This is a genomic window from Micromonospora globispora, assembly GCF_003857015.1.
GTDB lineage: Bacteria > Actinomycetota > Actinomycetes > Mycobacteriales > Micromonosporaceae > Micromonospora > Micromonospora globispora.
In genome coordinates this window covers 1-15,566 of the sequence record NZ_QGGF01000397.1, presented here as the reverse complement: position 1 = coordinate 15,566, position 15,566 = coordinate 1, and the positions used below count along the sequence as shown (strand labels likewise).

Here is a 15,566-nt window from a genome sequence, read left to right as displayed (position 1 = left end):
GCCCACCAGCACGGCCAGCGCGGCCGCGCTGGACGCGGTGGCCGCCGCCGGCCGGCTGCTCGCCGCTGCCGGGCACGACACCGTGCCCGCCGACCCGGTCTACCCGACCCGGCTCGGCCTCCAGGGCATCGCCACCTGGTTCGCCGCGCCCGCCGCCGATGTGCAGGCCGCCGGCGTGGCCCGGGCCGGCCTCCAGCGGCGCAGCCGCCGGCACGTTGCGCTCGGCGAGTGGGCGCAGCGCCGGGGGTACGTCCGCGAGGCGGACCGGATCGCCTGGCGGGAGCGGTCGGTGAACTTCTTCGGCGACCACTCGATCGACGTCCTGCTCACCCCGGCGCTCGCCGGGCCGCCGCCGGAGGCCGCCGGCTGGTCCGGCCGCTCCTGGGTGGCGAACATGAAGGCCAACATCCGGTACGCCCCGTACGCGGCGCCCTGGAACATCGCCGGGCTCCCCGCCATCGTGGTGCCGGTCGGCCGGCGCCCGGACGGCCTGCCCGTCGCCGTGCAGCTGGTCGGTCCGCCCGGCTCGGAGCTGCTGCTGCTCGGCATCGCCGGGCAGTTCGAGATGCAGGCCCCGTGGCAGCGGCACGCCCCCGGATATCCCCGCGTCGGCACGGGGTCGCCGGCCGCCGCATGATCGTCTAGCGTGTCCCCGCCACAACGGGAACGGGAGACACGACATGCGGTGCCAGAACTGCGGAGCCGAATCGGGCGCGCTGGCCGGCGACTGCGGGACCTGTGGTCGTCCGCTTGACCCGCCGCCCCTGTCGCCCGGCGTGGCGACCTACGGCGTACGCGGGCTCGGGATCGCCGCGGCGGTCGGCCTCGGCCTCACGACGCTGCTGTACGTGCTGGCGGCGCTCGCCCCGGCCGTCGCCGCGACGCAGTCCGGGCACACGCCGGCCGAGGACCTGACCCGGCTCACCGCGCTGGCGAACGTCCTCCTGTCCGGGCCGTATCTGCTGGTCTACCTGACCACCGGGGCGCTGGTCATGATCTGGATGTTCCGGGCCCGGAAGAACACCGATGCCTTCCCGGGGCCCCCGTCGCAGCTCGCCGCCCACTGGGCGATCACCGGCTGGTGGGTACCGTTCGCCAGCCTCGTCGTGCCGTGCGTGGTGATGATGCGCATCGTCCGGGACAGCCTCGGGCGGGTCGGGCTGCGCGCGCTGGTCGCTGCATGGTGGGCGGCCTGGCTGGTCTTCAGCATCGGCGACCTGGTCAGCAGTCTCGGTGCGCTGAAGGCCGAGGTCCTCCTCGCTCAGGAGGGAGGAGGACAGGACTTCGCCTACTACCGCGAGGCGGCGCTGCGCAACGCCGTCCCGGCGCTGGCGTGCCTGGTCGCCGGGGTGTCGCTGATCGTGCTGATCCTCCGGATCTCCGCCGCCCAGCAGGCCCGCATCGCGCCCGACCCGGCGGGCTGGCCGGCAACTCCGGGCTGGCCGGACAAGCCCGCTGACCCGCAGCCGGTGACGGGGCCGTCGCCGCAGGTGGCGGCGGAGTCGAACCCCGTGTCCCCGCAGGTGCCGACGGGGGCGGGTGGCACGATCAGGGCATGACGGAAATGGTCGGTCTCGCCGACGTACAGGCCGCGCGGGAACTGCTCGCCGGCGTCACCCGCACCACCCCGCTGGAGCCGTCCCGGCCGCTCAGCGCGGCGCTCGGCGGGCCGGCCTGGCTTAAGTGCGAGAACCTGCAGCGCGCCGGGTCCTACAAGGTGCGCGGCGCGTACGTGCGGATCTCCCGGCTCTCCGCGGAGGAGCGGGAACGCGGCGTAGTCGCCGCGAGCGCCGGCAACCACGCGCAGGGGGTCGCCCTCGCCGCCGGCCTGGTGGGCACCCACGCCACCGTCTTCATGCCGGTGAACGCGCCGCTGCCGAAGGTCGCCGCCACCAAGGGGTACGGCGCCCAGGTCGAGCTGGTCGGCAACACCGTGGACGAGTCGCTGGTCGCGGCGCAGACCTTCGCGGAGCGGACCGGGGCGGTGCTGATCCACCCGTTCGACCACCCGGACGTCATCGCCGGTCAGGGCACCGTGGCGCTGGAGATCCTCGAACAGTGTCCGGACGTGAAGACCATCGTCACCGGGGTCGGCGGCGGCGGGCTCATCTCCGGCATCGCGGTGGTTGCCAAGGCGCTGCGTCCCGACGTACGGGTGATCGGGGTGCAGGCGGCCACGGCCGCCGCCTTCCCTCCCTCGCTGAGGGCCGGCGAGCCGGTTCGCCTGCCGTCGTTCTCGACGATCGCCGACGGCATCGCGGTCGGCCGTCCCGGCGACCTCACCTTCACCCACGTCCGCAAGCTCGTCGACGAGATGGTCACGGTCTCCGAGGAGGACATCTCCCGGGCGCTGCTGATGCTGCTGGAGCGGGGCAAGCAGGTGGTGGAACCGGCCGGCGCGGTGGGCGTGGCGGCCCTGCTGGCGGGCGCGGTGGAGGTGGAGGCCCCGGTGGTGGCGGTGCTCTCCGGCGGCAACATCGACCCGCTCCTCATGCTGCGGGTGATCGAGCACGGCCTCGCGGCGGCCGGGCGCTACCTGCGGGTCACCGTGCGCTGCACGGACCGGCCCGGCCAGCTGGCCTCGCTGCTCACCGAGATCGCCGAGCACCGGGCCAACGTGGTGGACGTGGAGCACCAGCGGGCCAACCCGCACCTGCGCCTCGGTGAGGTGGAGGTCGCCCTGTCCGTGGAGACCCGGGGCGTCGAGCACTCCGACACCCTGATCAGCGCCCTGCGGGCCAGCGGCTACCAGGTGGTCTTCGCCGGCGAGGCGTGAGCCGGCCGTCGGCCGGTGAACATGCGACCGCCCCGGCCGTACGACGGCCGGGGCGGGTGGCGGTGGCTCGGGTCCGACCGGCCTGTCAGCCACGGTCGGGGTCGGTCCCGGGCCCGCCGGCGCGGGTCCGGGGTCCGGGTGTCAGCCGGAGTACGGCTCGAACTTGACGACGGTCACCTTGATGTCGGCGCCACTCGGGGCCGTGTAGCTGCAGCTCTGGCCCGCCTTGCCGCCCAGGATCGCCTTGCCCAGGGCGGACTCGGGGCTGTAGACGGTCAGGTCGGTGGTGGAGGCGATCTCCCGCGAGCCGAGCAGGAAGGTCTCGGTGTCGTCGGCGTCCTCGTCGAAGTAGATCGTCACGACCATGCCGGGCGCCACCGTGTCCGCGGTCGGCGCCTCACCGACCTGGGCGGTGCGGAGCAGTTCCTTCAGGTAGAGGATGCGTCCCTCCGCCTTGCCCTGCTCTTCGCGGGCAGCGTGGTAGCCACCGTTCTCCCGCAGGTCGCCCTCCTCCCGCCGAGCGTTGATCTCGGCGGCGATGACCGGCCGGTTGGCGATCAGCTCGTCGAGCTCGGCCTGGAGGCGGTCGTACGCGTCCCGGGACAGCCAGGTGGCGGGCGCCTCGTTGCCATTGGTGGACACAGGCGATCTCCTCGGTTGTACGTGACTGGCTGACAGGTGAATTACCAAGTTACCAGTGCGGGACACCCGAGGGTGTCGCCGATCACCGGCGGTATCGGCGCCGGAAACCGGGGGTGGACGCTGTCCGGGCCGGTCAGGCGGGCGCCCGGCAGCGCAGCACCTCGCCGATGAAGGGGCGCTCGCTGGTGGCCAGCCGGTGCCGGGCGGTCACCTGCCGCTCACCCGGCCGGGCGGTCACCGTGACCTCCTCGTGCCCGACCTCGGCACTGTCGCTGGAGCGCGCCCGGAGCAGGCACACGGCCGAGCCGCCCGCCGGTACGGTCACTCGGAAGTCGATCACCACCTGCGAGTCGGTGATGTCGGTGTAGGTGATCACCTGGGCGTCGTACGCGGGATCGCCGTACTGGGTGTAGAGCCGCACCGCGCCCAGCCCGAGGGCCGCCAGCAGGAGGACGGCCAGCACCACCGGCACCAGCGGCCGCCGGCGGCCCGGCTCGCGGCGGCGACCGTACCGGCCGGGCGGAAAAACCGGCGCGCCGGGCGGATTTGTGGCGTGCGTCTCGGTCACCGGCGGGTATCTCCTGGCGTTGTTGTCGGCGGCATCGGCAAGAATGGCAGAGTCCATCTTCCCAGCCCGGTGCTGAGCCAAGGATGGCAGGTCAGCGGAGACGTTGGCAGGTCAGCACGGGGATTTCCGGGCCCGGGGGAGATTCCGGCAGGTCAGTCGGTCGACCCGAGGTCGGGTCCGTCGGCGGGGCACAGACGAGGAGTGCCGAAGGTGGCAGAGCAGCTGCGGCTCATGGCCGTGCACGCCCATCCTGACGATGAGTCGAGCAAGGGTGCCGCGACCATGGCGAAATACGTCGCCGAGGGGGTGGATGTCCTGGTCGTGACGTGCACCGGCGGCGAGCGCGGCAGCGTGCTCAACCCGAAGATGGACCGGCCGGACGTCTGGGCCAACATCGGCGAGATCCGCCGTGCCGAGATGGACGCCGCCCGCGCCATCCTCGGCATCGACCAGGCCTGGCTCGGGTTCGTCGACTCGGGGCTGCCCGAGGGCGACCCGCTGCCGCCGCTGCCCGAGGGGTGCTTCGCCCTGCAGGACGTGCAGGTCGCCGCGGGTCCCCTGGTGCGGCTGATGCGCCAGTTCCGCCCGCACGTCGTCACCACGTACGACGAGGAGGGCGGCTACCCGCACCCGGACCACATCATGACGCACAAGGTGAGCGTCGCCGCCTTCGAGGCCGCCGGCGACCCGGAGCGTTACCCGGAGCTGGGCGAGCCCTGGCAGCCGCTCAAGCTCTACTACGACATCGGATTCTCGAAGGGCAAGATCATGGCGCTGCACGAGGCCATGCTCGAGGCCGGCCTGGAGTCGCCGTACGAGGACTGGCTCAAGCGCTGGGAGGACCGTCCCGACAAGGGTCCCCGGATCACCACCCGGGTGGAGTGCGCCGAATACTTCCCGGTGCGCGACGACGCGCTGCGCGCCCACGCCACCCAGATCGACCCGGACGGCTTCTGGTTCCACGTGCCGATGGAGCTTCAGCGGCGCGCCTGGCCGACGGAGGATTTCCAGCTGGCCCGCTCGCTGGTCGACAGCCCACTGCCGGAATCCGACCTCTTCGCCGGAGTGCGCGAGACGTGCCATGCCCGCTGACCCACGGTCGGGCTACGCTGGGCGGCAGCCACACATCGGAGGAACGCCATGCTGACCGCTACCCAGGTGCTCGCGGAGAACAACTTCGGTGACACCCGTACGGGTGGCCTGGCCGGGCCGATGGGCCTCTTCCTCATCCTGCTGCTGGCCACCGCCACCATCCTGCTGATTCGCAACATGAACGCTCGTCTGCGCCGGTTGCCCGACCGGTTCCCCCGGCAGGCCGGTCCGTCCGACCCCGGTCGGACCGACGCGACGGTCGCCGATCCGACAGACGGCCCCGGCTCGCAGGAATCATCCAGCGACTCGCCCAACGGCCCCCAGCAGGGCCGGAACGGGTAGTCAACGCATGATTCACGTCGAAGCCGGTCGTCGCCCCCTGTTGCGACCACCGGCTTTGGCTTAGCCTTCCGCCGGGGGGACCGAAAGTCCCCGACCCATGGGCGGAAGGGGGCGCTGATGACCGTGGTCACAGCGGGTGGCCGCCGTACCCTCCGACCGCCGTCCGCCGGAGCGACTCCGTGACCTCCGGCCGGGATGATCATCCGCCCGATCGGTGGGGCCTGCGCGAGGCCCCGATCCGGGTGCTCCTGCTGACGGCCGCCGTCTCGCTCACCGCTGTGGCGGCCGCCGTGGTGGGGCTGACCTTCCCCGCGCCCCTGCCCGCGGACGACCCGCTCCCCGCGCCGGCCCGGTTCGGCATCGCCGTCGCCGCCTTCGCGGTCACCCAATTCGCCCGGCTCCGCTTCCGCACCGCCTCCGGGATGGTGAGCATCACCTGGGGCGAGGCCGCTCTCATCGTCTGCCTCTACCTCGTGCCGGCCGGCTCGCTGCCGGCGGCGGCCCTGCTCGGCACCGGTGCGGCCTGGACGGCGATGTCCCTGCTCAGCGACCGCCGGCCCGCGGTCGAGCTCGTCCGGATCACCGGATCGCTCACCGCCGCCACCGCGCTCGCCGTTGCGGTGGCCAGCGCGCTCGGCCGGCCGCTGCTCGCCGCCCCGACCCCGGGTCTCGCCCTCGCGCTGACCGCCGGCTCGGTGGCGTACCTGCTCGTCACCGGTTGGCTCGGCGCGGCCAACCTGGCCGTGCGGCACGACGTGCCGATCGGGCCGCCGCTGCTCGCCGCGCTCCGCGGCAAGCTGCTCATGTTCGTCGGCAACGTGGCCGTCGGTCTGGTCGTCGTCGCGCTGCTGGAGATCGACGCCCGGTGGCTGCTGCTCCTCCCGCCGCCGCTCTGGCTGCTCCAGCAGACCTACCGGCACCGGCTGCGCGCCGACCAGGAACGGCGCACCTGGCGCACCTTCGCCGAGGCCACCGCCGCGCTCAACCAGCTCGACGAGCGGGGCGTCGCCACCGCCGCGGTCACCGGAGGGCTCGACCTGTTCGGCGCCGAACAGGTCGACGTGCACGTCGCCCGGCACGACGGCCGGTGGCACCGCTACCGGGGCGACACCGGCGGCCGCGTGCACGACCGCGAGGTGGATCGGCCGACGCGTACCGAGCCGGACGACCACGAGCTGGTACGACCGCTGACCGTGGGCAGCGCCGAGGTGGGGGAGCTGCGGGTCCGGTTCCCCCGGTCGGCCCCGCCCAGCGCCCGGGAACGGGACGCCGTCGCCGCCTTCGGGGACGCCCTGGCGGCCGCGCTGCACGACGCCGCGACCCACCGGGAACTGCGCCTGGTCACTGCCCAGTCGTCCTACGACGCGGTGCACGACCAGCTCACCGGGCTGTTCAACCGGACGGCGATGCTGGGCAGGGGCGACCAGGCGTTGCGGAAGCTCGCCCACAACCACCCGGTGGCGCTGCTGCTGCTCGACATCAACCAGTTCAAAGACGTCAACGACACCCTGGGGCACGCCGCCGGCGACCAGCTGCTGCGGCTGACCGCGAACCGGCTGGCGGCGCTCACCCGGCCGGGGGACCTGCTCGGACGGCTCGGCGGTGACGAGTTCGCCCTCCTGCTGACCGCGCTCCCGATGGTCAGCGAGGGGACCGCCCCGGTGCCGTACGCGCTCCGGCAGGCCCGCAGGATCGCCGAGCGGCTCGCCGCGCCGTCCGAGGTGGCCGGGGTGCGGATGTCCGTCGAGGTCTCCGTGGGTGTGGTGGTCGCCGACGCCGGCACCGCCGACGTGACCGAGCTGCTGCGCCGGGCCGACATCGCGATGTACCAGGCCAGGGAGGGCGGCGGCAACGTCGCCGCGTACGACAGCTCCCGGGACGCGGCGAGCACCGACCAGCTGGCGCTGCTCGCCGAGTTGCGGGAGGCGCTGGAGGCCGACGACCAGCTGGTGCTGGCCCTCCAGCCGGCGGTGGACCTGGTCACCGGCGCGCCGACCGGGGTGGAGGCGCTGATCCGCTGGCGGCATCCGCGGCGCGGCTGGCTCGGCCCGAAGGACTTCATCCGCCCGGTGGAGAACAGCGAGCAGCTCAGCAGCTTCACCCGGTACGTGCTGGACAAGGCGCTCGCGGTCGCCGCCGGCTGGGCCCGGGAAGGGCTCGACCTGCCGATCTCGGTGAACCTCTCGGCGCGCAGCCTGCTCGACCCCCGCCTGCCCGCCGAGATCGGAGAGGCGCTGCGTCGCCACCAGGTGCCGCCGCACCGGCTGGTTCTGGAGATCACCGAGACGGTGGTGATGAGCGAGCTGGAGGTCATCGACGAGGTGCTGGCCACGCTGCGCTCGATGGGCGTGCAGCTCGCGGTCGACGACTTCGGCACCGGCTTCTCGTCGCTCACCTTCCTCACCCGGATCACCGTCGACGAGCTGAAGGTGGACCGGTCGTTCGTGATCCGGATGGCCGACTCGCCGGAGGCGGCGGCGATCGTCCGGACCACCGTCGGGCTCGCCCACGAACTGGGGCTGCGGGTGGTGGCCGAGGGGGTGGAGACCGCCGAGCAGCGGACCGCCCTGGCCGAGCTGGGCTGCACCGCGGCCCAGGGGTACCACTTCTTCAAGCCGATGCCGGCGGACAAGATCGGGGCGGTGCTCGGATCTCTCCTGGACACCGCCCGAGGGAACGTCTTACCGCTCCGCGCCGACGGCGCCTCCTGAGGCGTCGCGCCGCCGCTTCCGGCCGGGCGACCTGGCGGCGGCGGACGCCGGCGCTGGTTATGGTCGTCGGGTGAACCGACTCGCTGACGCCACGTCGCCGTACCTGTTACAGCATGCCGACAATCCGGTCGACTGGTGGCCCTGGTGCGACGAGGCGTTCACCGAGGCGAAACGGCGCGACGTGCCGGTCATCATCTCGGTGGGGTACGCGGCCTGCCACTGGTGCCACGTGATGGCGCACGAGTCCTTCGAGAACGAGGGCGTGGCCCAGCTCATGAACGACGACTTCGTCTGCATCAAGGTGGACCGGGAGGAGCGGCCGGACGTCGACGCCGTCTACATGACCGCCACCCAGGCGATGACCGGGCAGGGCGGCTGGCCGATGACGGTCTTCGCCACCCCGGACGGCACGCCGTTCTTCTGCGGCACGTACTTTCCCCGGGCCAACTTCATCCGGCTGCTCGGCTCCGTCGCCACCGCCTGGCGGGACCAGCGGGAGGCCGTGCTCCAGCAGGGCGCCGCGGTGGTCGAGGCGATCGGCGGGGCCCAGGCCGTCGGGGGCCTCACCGCCCCACTCACCGCCGAACTGCTCGACGCCGCCGCCGAGCAGCTCGCCGCCGAGTACGACCGCACCAACGGCGGTTTCGGCGGCGCGCCGAAGTTCCCGCCGCACATGAATCTGCTCTTCCTGCTCCGGCACCACCAGCGCACCGGCTCGGAGCGGAGCCTGGAGATCGTCCGGCACACCTGCGAGGCGATGGCCCGGGGCGGCATCCACGACCAGCTCGCCGGCGGCTTCGCCCGGTACTCCGTGGACGGGCACTGGACCGTGCCGCACTTCGAGAAGATGCTCTACGACAACGCGCTGCTGCTGCGGGTCTACACCCAGCTCTGGCGGCTCACCGGCGACCGGCTGGCCCGGCGGGTGGCCCGGGACACCGCCCGGTTCCTCGCCGACGAGCTGCACCGGCCCGGCGAGGGCTTCGCCTCCGCGCTGGACGCCGACACCGAGGGCGTCGAGGGGCTGACCTACGCCTGGACGCCGGGCCAGCTGGTCGAGGCGCTGGGCGAGGAGGACGGCCGCTGGGCCGCCGACCTGTTCGGGGTGACCGAGCAGGGCACGTTCGAGCACGGCACCAGCGTGCTGAAGCTGGCCCGGGACGTGGACGACGCCGACCCCGCCGTGCGCCAGCGTTGGCAGGACGTGGTGGGTCGACTGCTGGCCGCCCGGGACGCCCGCCCCCAGCCGGCCCGGGACGACAAGGTGGTGGCCGCCTGGAACGGGCTGGCGATCACCGCGATCGCCGAGTTCCAGCAGGTCGCCGCCGTGTACGCGGCGCCCGACGACGAGGACGCGAATCTGATGGAGGGCGTCACCATCGTTGCCGACGGCGCGATGCGGGACGCCGCCGAGCACCTGGCCGGCGTGCACATCGTCGACGGGCGGCTGCGCCGGGTCTCCCGGGACAAGGTCGTCGGCGAGCCGGCCGGCGTCCTGGAGGACTACGGCTGCGTCGCCGAGGCGTTCTGCGCGATGCACCAGCTCACCGGTGAGGGGCGCTGGCTGGAGCTGGCCGGTCAGCTCCTCGACGTGGCGCTGGCCCGGTTCGCCGCTCCGGACGGGGGCTTCTACGACACCGCCGACGATGCCGAGCGGCTGGTCACCCGGCCGGCCGACCCCACCGACAACGCCACGCCGTCGGGTCGCTCGGCCATCGTGGCGGGGCTGGTCGCGTACGCGGCGTTGAGCGGGGAGGTGCGCTACCGGGAGGCCGCCGAGCGGGCCCTGTCGACCGTCGCGCCGATCGTCGGCCGGCACGCGCGGTTCACCGGGTACGCGGCGACCGTGGGCGAGGGGCTGCTCTCCGGCCCGTACGAGATCGCGGTGGTCACCGACGACCCGGCCGGTGAACCGCTGGTCGCCGCGGCGCACCGGTACGCGCCGCCCGGGGCGGTGGTGGTGGCGGGCGAGACCGGCCGGCCGGGGGTGCCGCTGCTGGCGGACCGGCCGCTGCTCGACGGCCGGCCGACCGCGTACGTGTGCCGGGGTTTCGTCTGCGACCGGCCGGTCACCTCCGTCGACGACCTGGTCGCCCAGCTGCGCTGACCCGGCGGCGGCTCACGGCCAGAGCAGCTCGCGTTCCCATCCGCCGTCGGTCCGGCGGTAGCGCAGCCGGACGTGCCGGCGGTCCCGGTCGGCCTGCCAGAACTCGACCGACACCGGCACCACGGTGTAGACGGTGTGCGCCTCGGTGACCAGACCTGGGTCAGCGGCCAGCCGGGCGCGGATGTCGGCGAGCTCGCGGTCCAGCTCGGCCCGGTCGGCGAGGACGGCGCTCTGCCGGCCGGCCAGGGTGGCGATCCGGGAGCCCTCCGGCCGGGCCAGGAAGTCCTGTCGGGAGACGGCCGGGTCGGCGGGTCGGGCGGTGCCGCGGACCCGTACCTGGCGGCCCTGCTCGCGCCAGTGGAAGCTGAGCGCGACCCGGGGGTTCGCGGCGAGCTGGCGACCCTTGGCGCTGGTCGACGTGGTGGCGAAGTGCCAGCCGGCGGCGTCGAGATCCTTGAGGATCAGCACCCGGGCGTCCGGCGCGCCGTCCGCGTCGACGGTCGACAGGGTCATCGCGTGCGGTTCGTCCACGCCGGCGGCGACCGCCTCGCCGAGCCAGTCGGCGAAGAGCGCGGCCGGCTCCGCGGGCGCCGCGGCCGGGTCGAACGACGGCATCTGGTGGGCCAGGACCGGCAGCGCGCGGAGCATCTCGCGGGGCGTCATTCGGTGATCATGTCAGTCGGGCCGTCCGTGGCGGGACCTGCGGGGTCGCGCAGCTCGGCCGGCAGCGCGTCGAACCAGTCGAGCACCGCCCGCTCGTACGCCAGACCGAAGCGCAGGGTGGCCACCGAGTACGGGTCGATGGCGTCCGCGTCCTCCGGCAGCGCCGCCGCGGCCTGCTCGTATCCGGCGAGCCGCTCGGCGTGGGTGGCCCGGTGCGCGGCAAGGAAGGCGGCCAGCCGGTCCGGCGGCAGGTGCCGGCCGAAGAGCATGGTGAGCAGCAGCGGGAAGCGGATCGTCTCGGCACCCGGAGGGCGGGACACCCACTCGGCGAACGCGGCGCGGCCGGCGTCGGTGATCTCGTACGGCTGCCGGTCGCGGCGGCCCCGCGCTCCCGCCTCGACCAGACCGGCGGCGGCCATCGCGGTCAGCTCCCGGTAGACCTGGCTCTGGGTCAGCGACCAGAACCCGCCGATCCGCTGCTCCGCGACCGTCACCAGGTCCCACCCGGTCATCGGGCCCTCGTGCAGGAAGCCCAGCAGGGACGCGGCGGTGGCGTTCAACGGCCGGTCAGGCATCGGCCCCTCCTTCGGATGTCACTTGACATCCCATTGTGTCAGGTCCGACGATAGGCGCAACGACCTCCCACAGTGGGAGGTGCGGGGGGAGGGGTCATGCACACCGTTCTCGTCCTGATCCATGCCGCCAGCGGTACGGCGGGGCTCCTGCTCGCCCTGCCGGTGCTGTTGGCGCCGAAGCGGCGCGGCCGGCACACCGTGCTCGGCCGGATCTACGCGGTCGCCGCGGTCGGGCTCAGCCTGAGCGCCTTCGGCCTCTTCGCATACCGGCCCGCCGAGCTGTGGGGGCTGGCCGTGCTCGGGGCGCTCACCCTGGGTTGGCTCGTCGGCGGGCTGTGGTTCGCCCGGCGCCGTCCCGGCTCACTCGGCGGGCGGGGCTGGCGGGTGTGGCACCTCAACCTGATGGGCAGCACGGTGATCGCCTTCGTCACCGGCTTCGCCGTACAGATGAGCGACGGCAACCTGGTTGCCTGGCTCGCGCCAACCGCGGTCGGTTCGCTGCTGATCGCCCGCCGCACGGCCCGCGAGCTGGGTCGCGGCCCGCGCCGGATCGCGGTCCGTACGGTGGGCTGATCCGGCCCTCCGAGCCGCGGGCGGCGCCCGCCCCGATAGGCTGGCGCAGCTATGGATTCCCGTACCGGACTCCCTGTTGTCGGCATGGTGGGCGGTGGCCAGCTGGCCCGGATGACCCACCAGGCCGCGATCGCCCTCGGCCAGTCGCTGCGCGTGCTGGCGCTCGCCCCGGACGACGGTGCCGCGCTGGTCGCGGCCGACGTCCAGTACGGCGACCACACCGATCTGGCCGCACTACGCACCTTCGCCAAGGGCTGCGACGTGGTCACCTTCGACCACGAGCACGTGCCGAGCGAGCACATCCGCACCCTCGCTGGTGAAGGAGTGAAGCTCTTCCCGCCCGCCGACGCGCTGCTGCACGCGCAGGACAAGCGAATCATGCGGGAACGCATCGGCGAGCTGGGCGCCCCCAATCCGGCCTGGCGGCCGGTCACCGAGCCCGCCGACCTGGTCGGCTTCGGCGAGGAGGTCGGCTGGCCGGTGGTGCTCAAGGCGGCCCGCGGCGGCTACGACGGCCGGGGCGTCTGGATGGTCGAGGACGGCGCCCAGGCCGCCGAGCTGGCCGCCACGCTGCTCGCCGGGGGCTCCTCGCTGATCGTCGAGGAGCGGGTGACGCTGCGCCGGGAGTTGGCGGTGCAGGTCGCCCGGTCGCCGTTCGGGCAGGTGGCCGCGTACCCGGTGGTGGAGACCGTGCAGCGCGACGGAATCTGCGTGGAGGTGCTCGCACCCGCCCCGGACCTGCCCGAGGAGCTGGCGGTCGCCGCACAGCAGCTCGCCATCGACCTGGCCACCGCGCTGGGCGTGGTCGGTCTGCTCGCGGTGGAGCTGTTCGAGACGCCCGCCGGGCTCGTGGTCAACGAACTGGCGATGCGCCCGCACAACTCCGGGCACTGGACCATCGAGGGGGCCCGCACCTCGCAGTTCGAGCAGCACCTCCGGGCGGTGCTCGACTACCCGATGGGGGACGCCTCGCTGACCGCCCCCGTCGTGGTGATGGCGAACGTGCTCGGCGGCGAGCCGGGCGGGATGTCGATCGACGAGCGGTTGCACCACCTCTTCGCCGCCGAGCCCGGTGCCAAGGTGCACCTGTACGGCAAGCAGGTGCGACCGGGCCGCAAGATCGGGCATGTCACGGTGCTCGGTGACGACCTGGACGACGTACGGGCGCGGGCCGCGCGGGCCGCCCGCTGGCTGCGGGAGGGGCGCCAGTGAGCACCGTCGGGCTGATCATGGGCAGCGACTCGGACTGGCCGGTCATGAAGGCCGCCGCCGAGGCGCTGGAGGAGTTCGAGGTGCCGTACGAGGTGGGCGTCGTCTCCGCCCACCGCACCCCGGTCAAGATGATCGAGTACGGCCGCTCCGCCGCCGACCGTGGCATCAAGGTCATCATCGCCGGTGCCGGCGGGGCCGCCCACCTGCCCGGCATGGTCGCCTCGGTCACGCCGCTGCCGGTGATCGGCGTGCCCGTCCCGCTGAAGTACCTCGACGGGATGGATTCCCTGCTCTCCATCGTGCAGATGCCGGCCGGCGTGCCGGTGGCCACCGTGTCGATCGGCAACGCCCGCAACGCCGGCCTGCTCGCGGTACGCATCCTGGCCGCCTCCGACCCGGCGCTGCTCAAGCGGATGGCCGCGTACCAGGCGAGCCTGGAGGAACTGGTCGCCGAGAAGGACGCCGCTCTGCGCGCCTCCCTGGGCTGAGCCGGCCGCCCCTGACCGGGGCGCCTGTACTTCGCCATCACTGTGAGCGACAACGGTGTGGGGGTCACTGATCGTGGTCGGCGTGCGGCGGCCGAACACGTGCGCCGCTTCCTTTGCTTTGCTGCCCTCCACGCAACACCCCGGTGACCTGGACCTTTATGGCCTCATCCGAATGCCGGTGCGGGCAAGACGGTGACGCTCCGTTGCTGTTGCGTGGGCTGCAGCAGAGCAAAGGCGGCGTAGTAGGTCGCCGCGCTCGTTCTCCCCATGACCGACCGTGATGGCCCTGGCCTCGTCGGACTGACGACGCAGGCCCTCCGACCCTTCGATCTATCGCATGCCGCGCAGCGCCGTCTGCAGGCGCTCCTGGGCACGGCGGCGGCGTTCGTTGCTGGCGCCGAGCACCAGCAGCAGGAAGCCGACGGGGATCAGCATCAGCCACGGCCCCAGGTTGAACAGCGCGTGCAGTGCCGCGATCGCGGTGACCGTGGCACCCACGATCACCGGCGCCTGCTGCCGGCTGGTCGAGCCGAAGATGAGCACCGCCACCGCGCCGAGCAGCAGCAGCATCTGCCGCAGCATGCTGGAGTCGGTCGCCAGCACGATGGCCAGAGTCGGTACGAACGCGGCGACCAGCGCCGGCCCGTAGGCCACCCAGCTGGACAGATCGGGCCGGTGCCGCAGTTCCAGCACCCCGACCAGCAGGGCGAGCGCGGCGAACGGCAGGGTGTACGCCTCGGGCAGGGCCACGTCGGCGACCCGCATCAGAATCCACCAGGCGCTGATCTCGCATGCCACCACCGCCCAGAACAGGATCCTCCGCTCCACCGGGCGCCGACCGGGGCGGGTGGCGGCCACCCCGAGCACGGCGCCCCAGGCGGCCAGCAGCGCGGCGATGTGCCGGGGCGAGTCGTAGGCCAGGGCGAGGGCGATGAGTGCCGCGGCGTACCCGCTCCACTCGACGGTGGCCGCCTCCCGGTATGCCTCCGGGCGGCGCAGCCGGGGCAGGGTGGCGGCGAACACCTGCAGCGCCGCCCCGACCGCCAGCACCCCGAACGCCGACCAGACCGCGGCCAGGCCGACCACCAGGCCGAGGGTGAGCACGAAGAGTTCCGCCATCAGCGAGGCGAAGAGCCAGCCGAGAATGCGGGCCCGCTGGGTGGTGCCGAAGAGTGCGGCGACCACGCCGACGCCGACCGCCCCGCCCAGGGTGAAGAGGGTCAGCTGCCGGGTGGCGAGGCTGCCGGCCAGCCCGGCACCCCCGGCGGCCAGCCCGATCACGAAGACCAGCACCCGGGTCACCCGCAGCGGCTGGGCCGGATCGGCCAGCGGTGGGGGCGGGGTGAGCGCCAGCCCGAGCATCGAGATGGTGAAGACGGTGAGCCCGGCCAGTGCGCTCTCCGGCCAGCCGTGGCCGAGCGCCACCGGCGTGATGAGCAGGGTGACGGCCGCACCGGGCAGCACCACCGGCACCGCGCGGGAGCGGCTGCCACCGCTGAAGCCCGTGGCGGCGAGCGCGGCGGTCGCGGTGAGCAGCAGCGCGGTCAGGACGTGACTCGGGTCGACCGCGTCGGCTGGCGGGGTGAGCAGCTCCGGCGGCGGTCCCTGCCAGATCCGGGACAGCGACTGGAACGGCTCGACCAAGGCGACCATCAGCGGCGGCCCCAACGACACCAGGGCCAGGGCGGTGGGCAGCACCGCGGCGGCGAGCGCCCCGGCCGCCGGGCTGACCCGCCGGGGTGTACGCGGCCGCGGCCGCGCTGCTCGGCGTGCTCGCCGAGCTGGTCCGCGCGGCCACCATCCCGCCGGTCGGTTCC

At 73.5% G+C, this 15,566-nt stretch carries 15 protein-coding genes; 10 read left to right on the top strand and 5 right to left on the bottom strand.

The window, feature by feature from the left end; genetic code table 11:
- From DKL51_RS21095 to ilvA, 3 genes are all read left to right on the top strand, one after another.
- A partial coding sequence (locus DKL51_RS21095) for an amidase family protein (protein ID WP_260428607.1) occupies positions 1-637 on the top strand: 637 nt, incomplete at its 5' end.
- Positions 638-680: 43 nt separating this feature from the next.
- Positions 681-1,559 carry a DUF4328 domain-containing protein gene (locus tag DKL51_RS21090; RefSeq protein ID WP_109945614.1) on the top strand — a complete coding sequence of 293 codons (879 nt, stop codon included), beginning with the start codon at positions 681-683 and terminating at the stop codon, positions 1,557-1,559.
- Positions 1,556-2,776 (top strand): threonine ammonia-lyase, encoded by a 1,221-nt coding sequence (ilvA, locus tag DKL51_RS21085; protein WP_109945615.1) that lies wholly within the window; start codon positions 1,556-1,558, stop codon positions 2,774-2,776. Before DKL51_RS21090 ends, ilvA begins: the two co-directional genes overlap by 4 nt.
- 141 nt (positions 2,777-2,917) lie before the next feature.
- Here ilvA and greA read toward each other — a convergent pair whose 3' ends face one another.
- Positions 2,918-3,418 (bottom strand): transcription elongation factor GreA, encoded by a 501-nt coding sequence (gene greA / locus DKL51_RS21080; protein WP_109945616.1) that lies wholly within the window; start codon positions 3,416-3,418, stop codon positions 2,918-2,920.
- A gap of 133 nt (positions 3,419-3,551) precedes the next feature.
- Positions 3,552-3,986, bottom strand: a complete 435-nt coding sequence (locus DKL51_RS21075) for a DUF4307 domain-containing protein (protein ID WP_109945617.1) — start codon at positions 3,984-3,986, stop codon at positions 3,552-3,554.
- Between the two features lie 210 nt (positions 3,987-4,196).
- Between DKL51_RS21075 and mca the strand changes: the two genes are divergently transcribed.
- The 4 genes from mca to DKL51_RS21055 all read left to right on the top strand — a co-directional run bounded on the left by mca (position 4,197) and on the right by DKL51_RS21055 (position 10,238).
- Positions 4,197-5,078 (top strand): mycothiol conjugate amidase Mca, encoded by an 882-nt coding sequence (gene mca / locus DKL51_RS21070; protein WP_109945631.1) that lies wholly within the window; start codon positions 4,197-4,199, stop codon positions 5,076-5,078.
- A gap of 48 nt (positions 5,079-5,126) precedes the next feature.
- Positions 5,127-5,420, top strand: a complete 294-nt coding sequence (locus DKL51_RS21065; protein WP_109945618.1) for a hypothetical protein — start codon at positions 5,127-5,129, stop codon at positions 5,418-5,420.
- Between the two features lie 221 nt (positions 5,421-5,641).
- A complete protein-coding gene (locus DKL51_RS21060; RefSeq protein ID WP_243420594.1) occupies positions 5,642-8,131 on the top strand; it encodes a putative bifunctional diguanylate cyclase/phosphodiesterase in 2,490 nt (829 codons plus the stop codon).
- 70 nt (positions 8,132-8,201) lie between these two features.
- Positions 8,202-10,238 (top strand): thioredoxin domain-containing protein, encoded by a 2,037-nt coding sequence (locus tag DKL51_RS21055; RefSeq protein WP_109964820.1) that lies wholly within the window; start codon positions 8,202-8,204, stop codon positions 10,236-10,238.
- Positions 10,239-10,250: 12 nt separating this feature from the next.
- Here DKL51_RS21055 and DKL51_RS21050 read toward each other — a convergent pair whose 3' ends face one another.
- A complete protein-coding gene (locus DKL51_RS21050) occupies positions 10,251-10,901 on the bottom strand; it encodes a pyridoxine/pyridoxamine 5'-phosphate oxidase (RefSeq protein WP_109945621.1) in 651 nt (216 codons plus the stop codon).
- Positions 10,898-11,476, bottom strand: coding sequence for a PadR family transcriptional regulator (locus tag DKL51_RS21045; protein WP_109964819.1), 579 nt, complete (start codon positions 11,474-11,476; stop codon positions 10,898-10,900). Before DKL51_RS21045 ends, DKL51_RS21050 begins: the two co-directional genes overlap by 4 nt.
- Before the next feature lie 96 nt (positions 11,477-11,572).
- Between DKL51_RS21045 and DKL51_RS21040 the strand changes: the two genes are divergently transcribed.
- From DKL51_RS21040 to purE, 3 genes are read left to right on the top strand one after another with little or no spacing between them, the layout of a single operon-like run.
- A complete protein-coding gene (locus tag DKL51_RS21040) occupies positions 11,573-12,049 on the top strand; it encodes a hypothetical protein (RefSeq protein ID WP_109945623.1) in 477 nt (158 codons plus the stop codon).
- A gap of 51 nt (positions 12,050-12,100) precedes the next feature.
- Positions 12,101-13,261 (top strand): 5-(carboxyamino)imidazole ribonucleotide synthase, encoded by a 1,161-nt coding sequence (locus DKL51_RS21035; protein ID WP_109964817.1) that lies wholly within the window; start codon positions 12,101-12,103, stop codon positions 13,259-13,261.
- Positions 13,258-13,749, top strand: a complete 492-nt coding sequence (purE, locus tag DKL51_RS21030; protein WP_109964816.1) for a 5-(carboxyamino)imidazole ribonucleotide mutase — start codon at positions 13,258-13,260, stop codon at positions 13,747-13,749. Before DKL51_RS21035 ends, purE begins: the two co-directional genes overlap by 4 nt.
- 330 nt (positions 13,750-14,079) lie before the next feature.
- Here purE and DKL51_RS21025 read toward each other — a convergent pair.
- On the bottom strand, positions 14,080-15,566 hold a 1,487-nt coding region (locus DKL51_RS21025), incomplete at its 5' end, for an SCO7613 C-terminal domain-containing membrane protein (protein WP_369008639.1).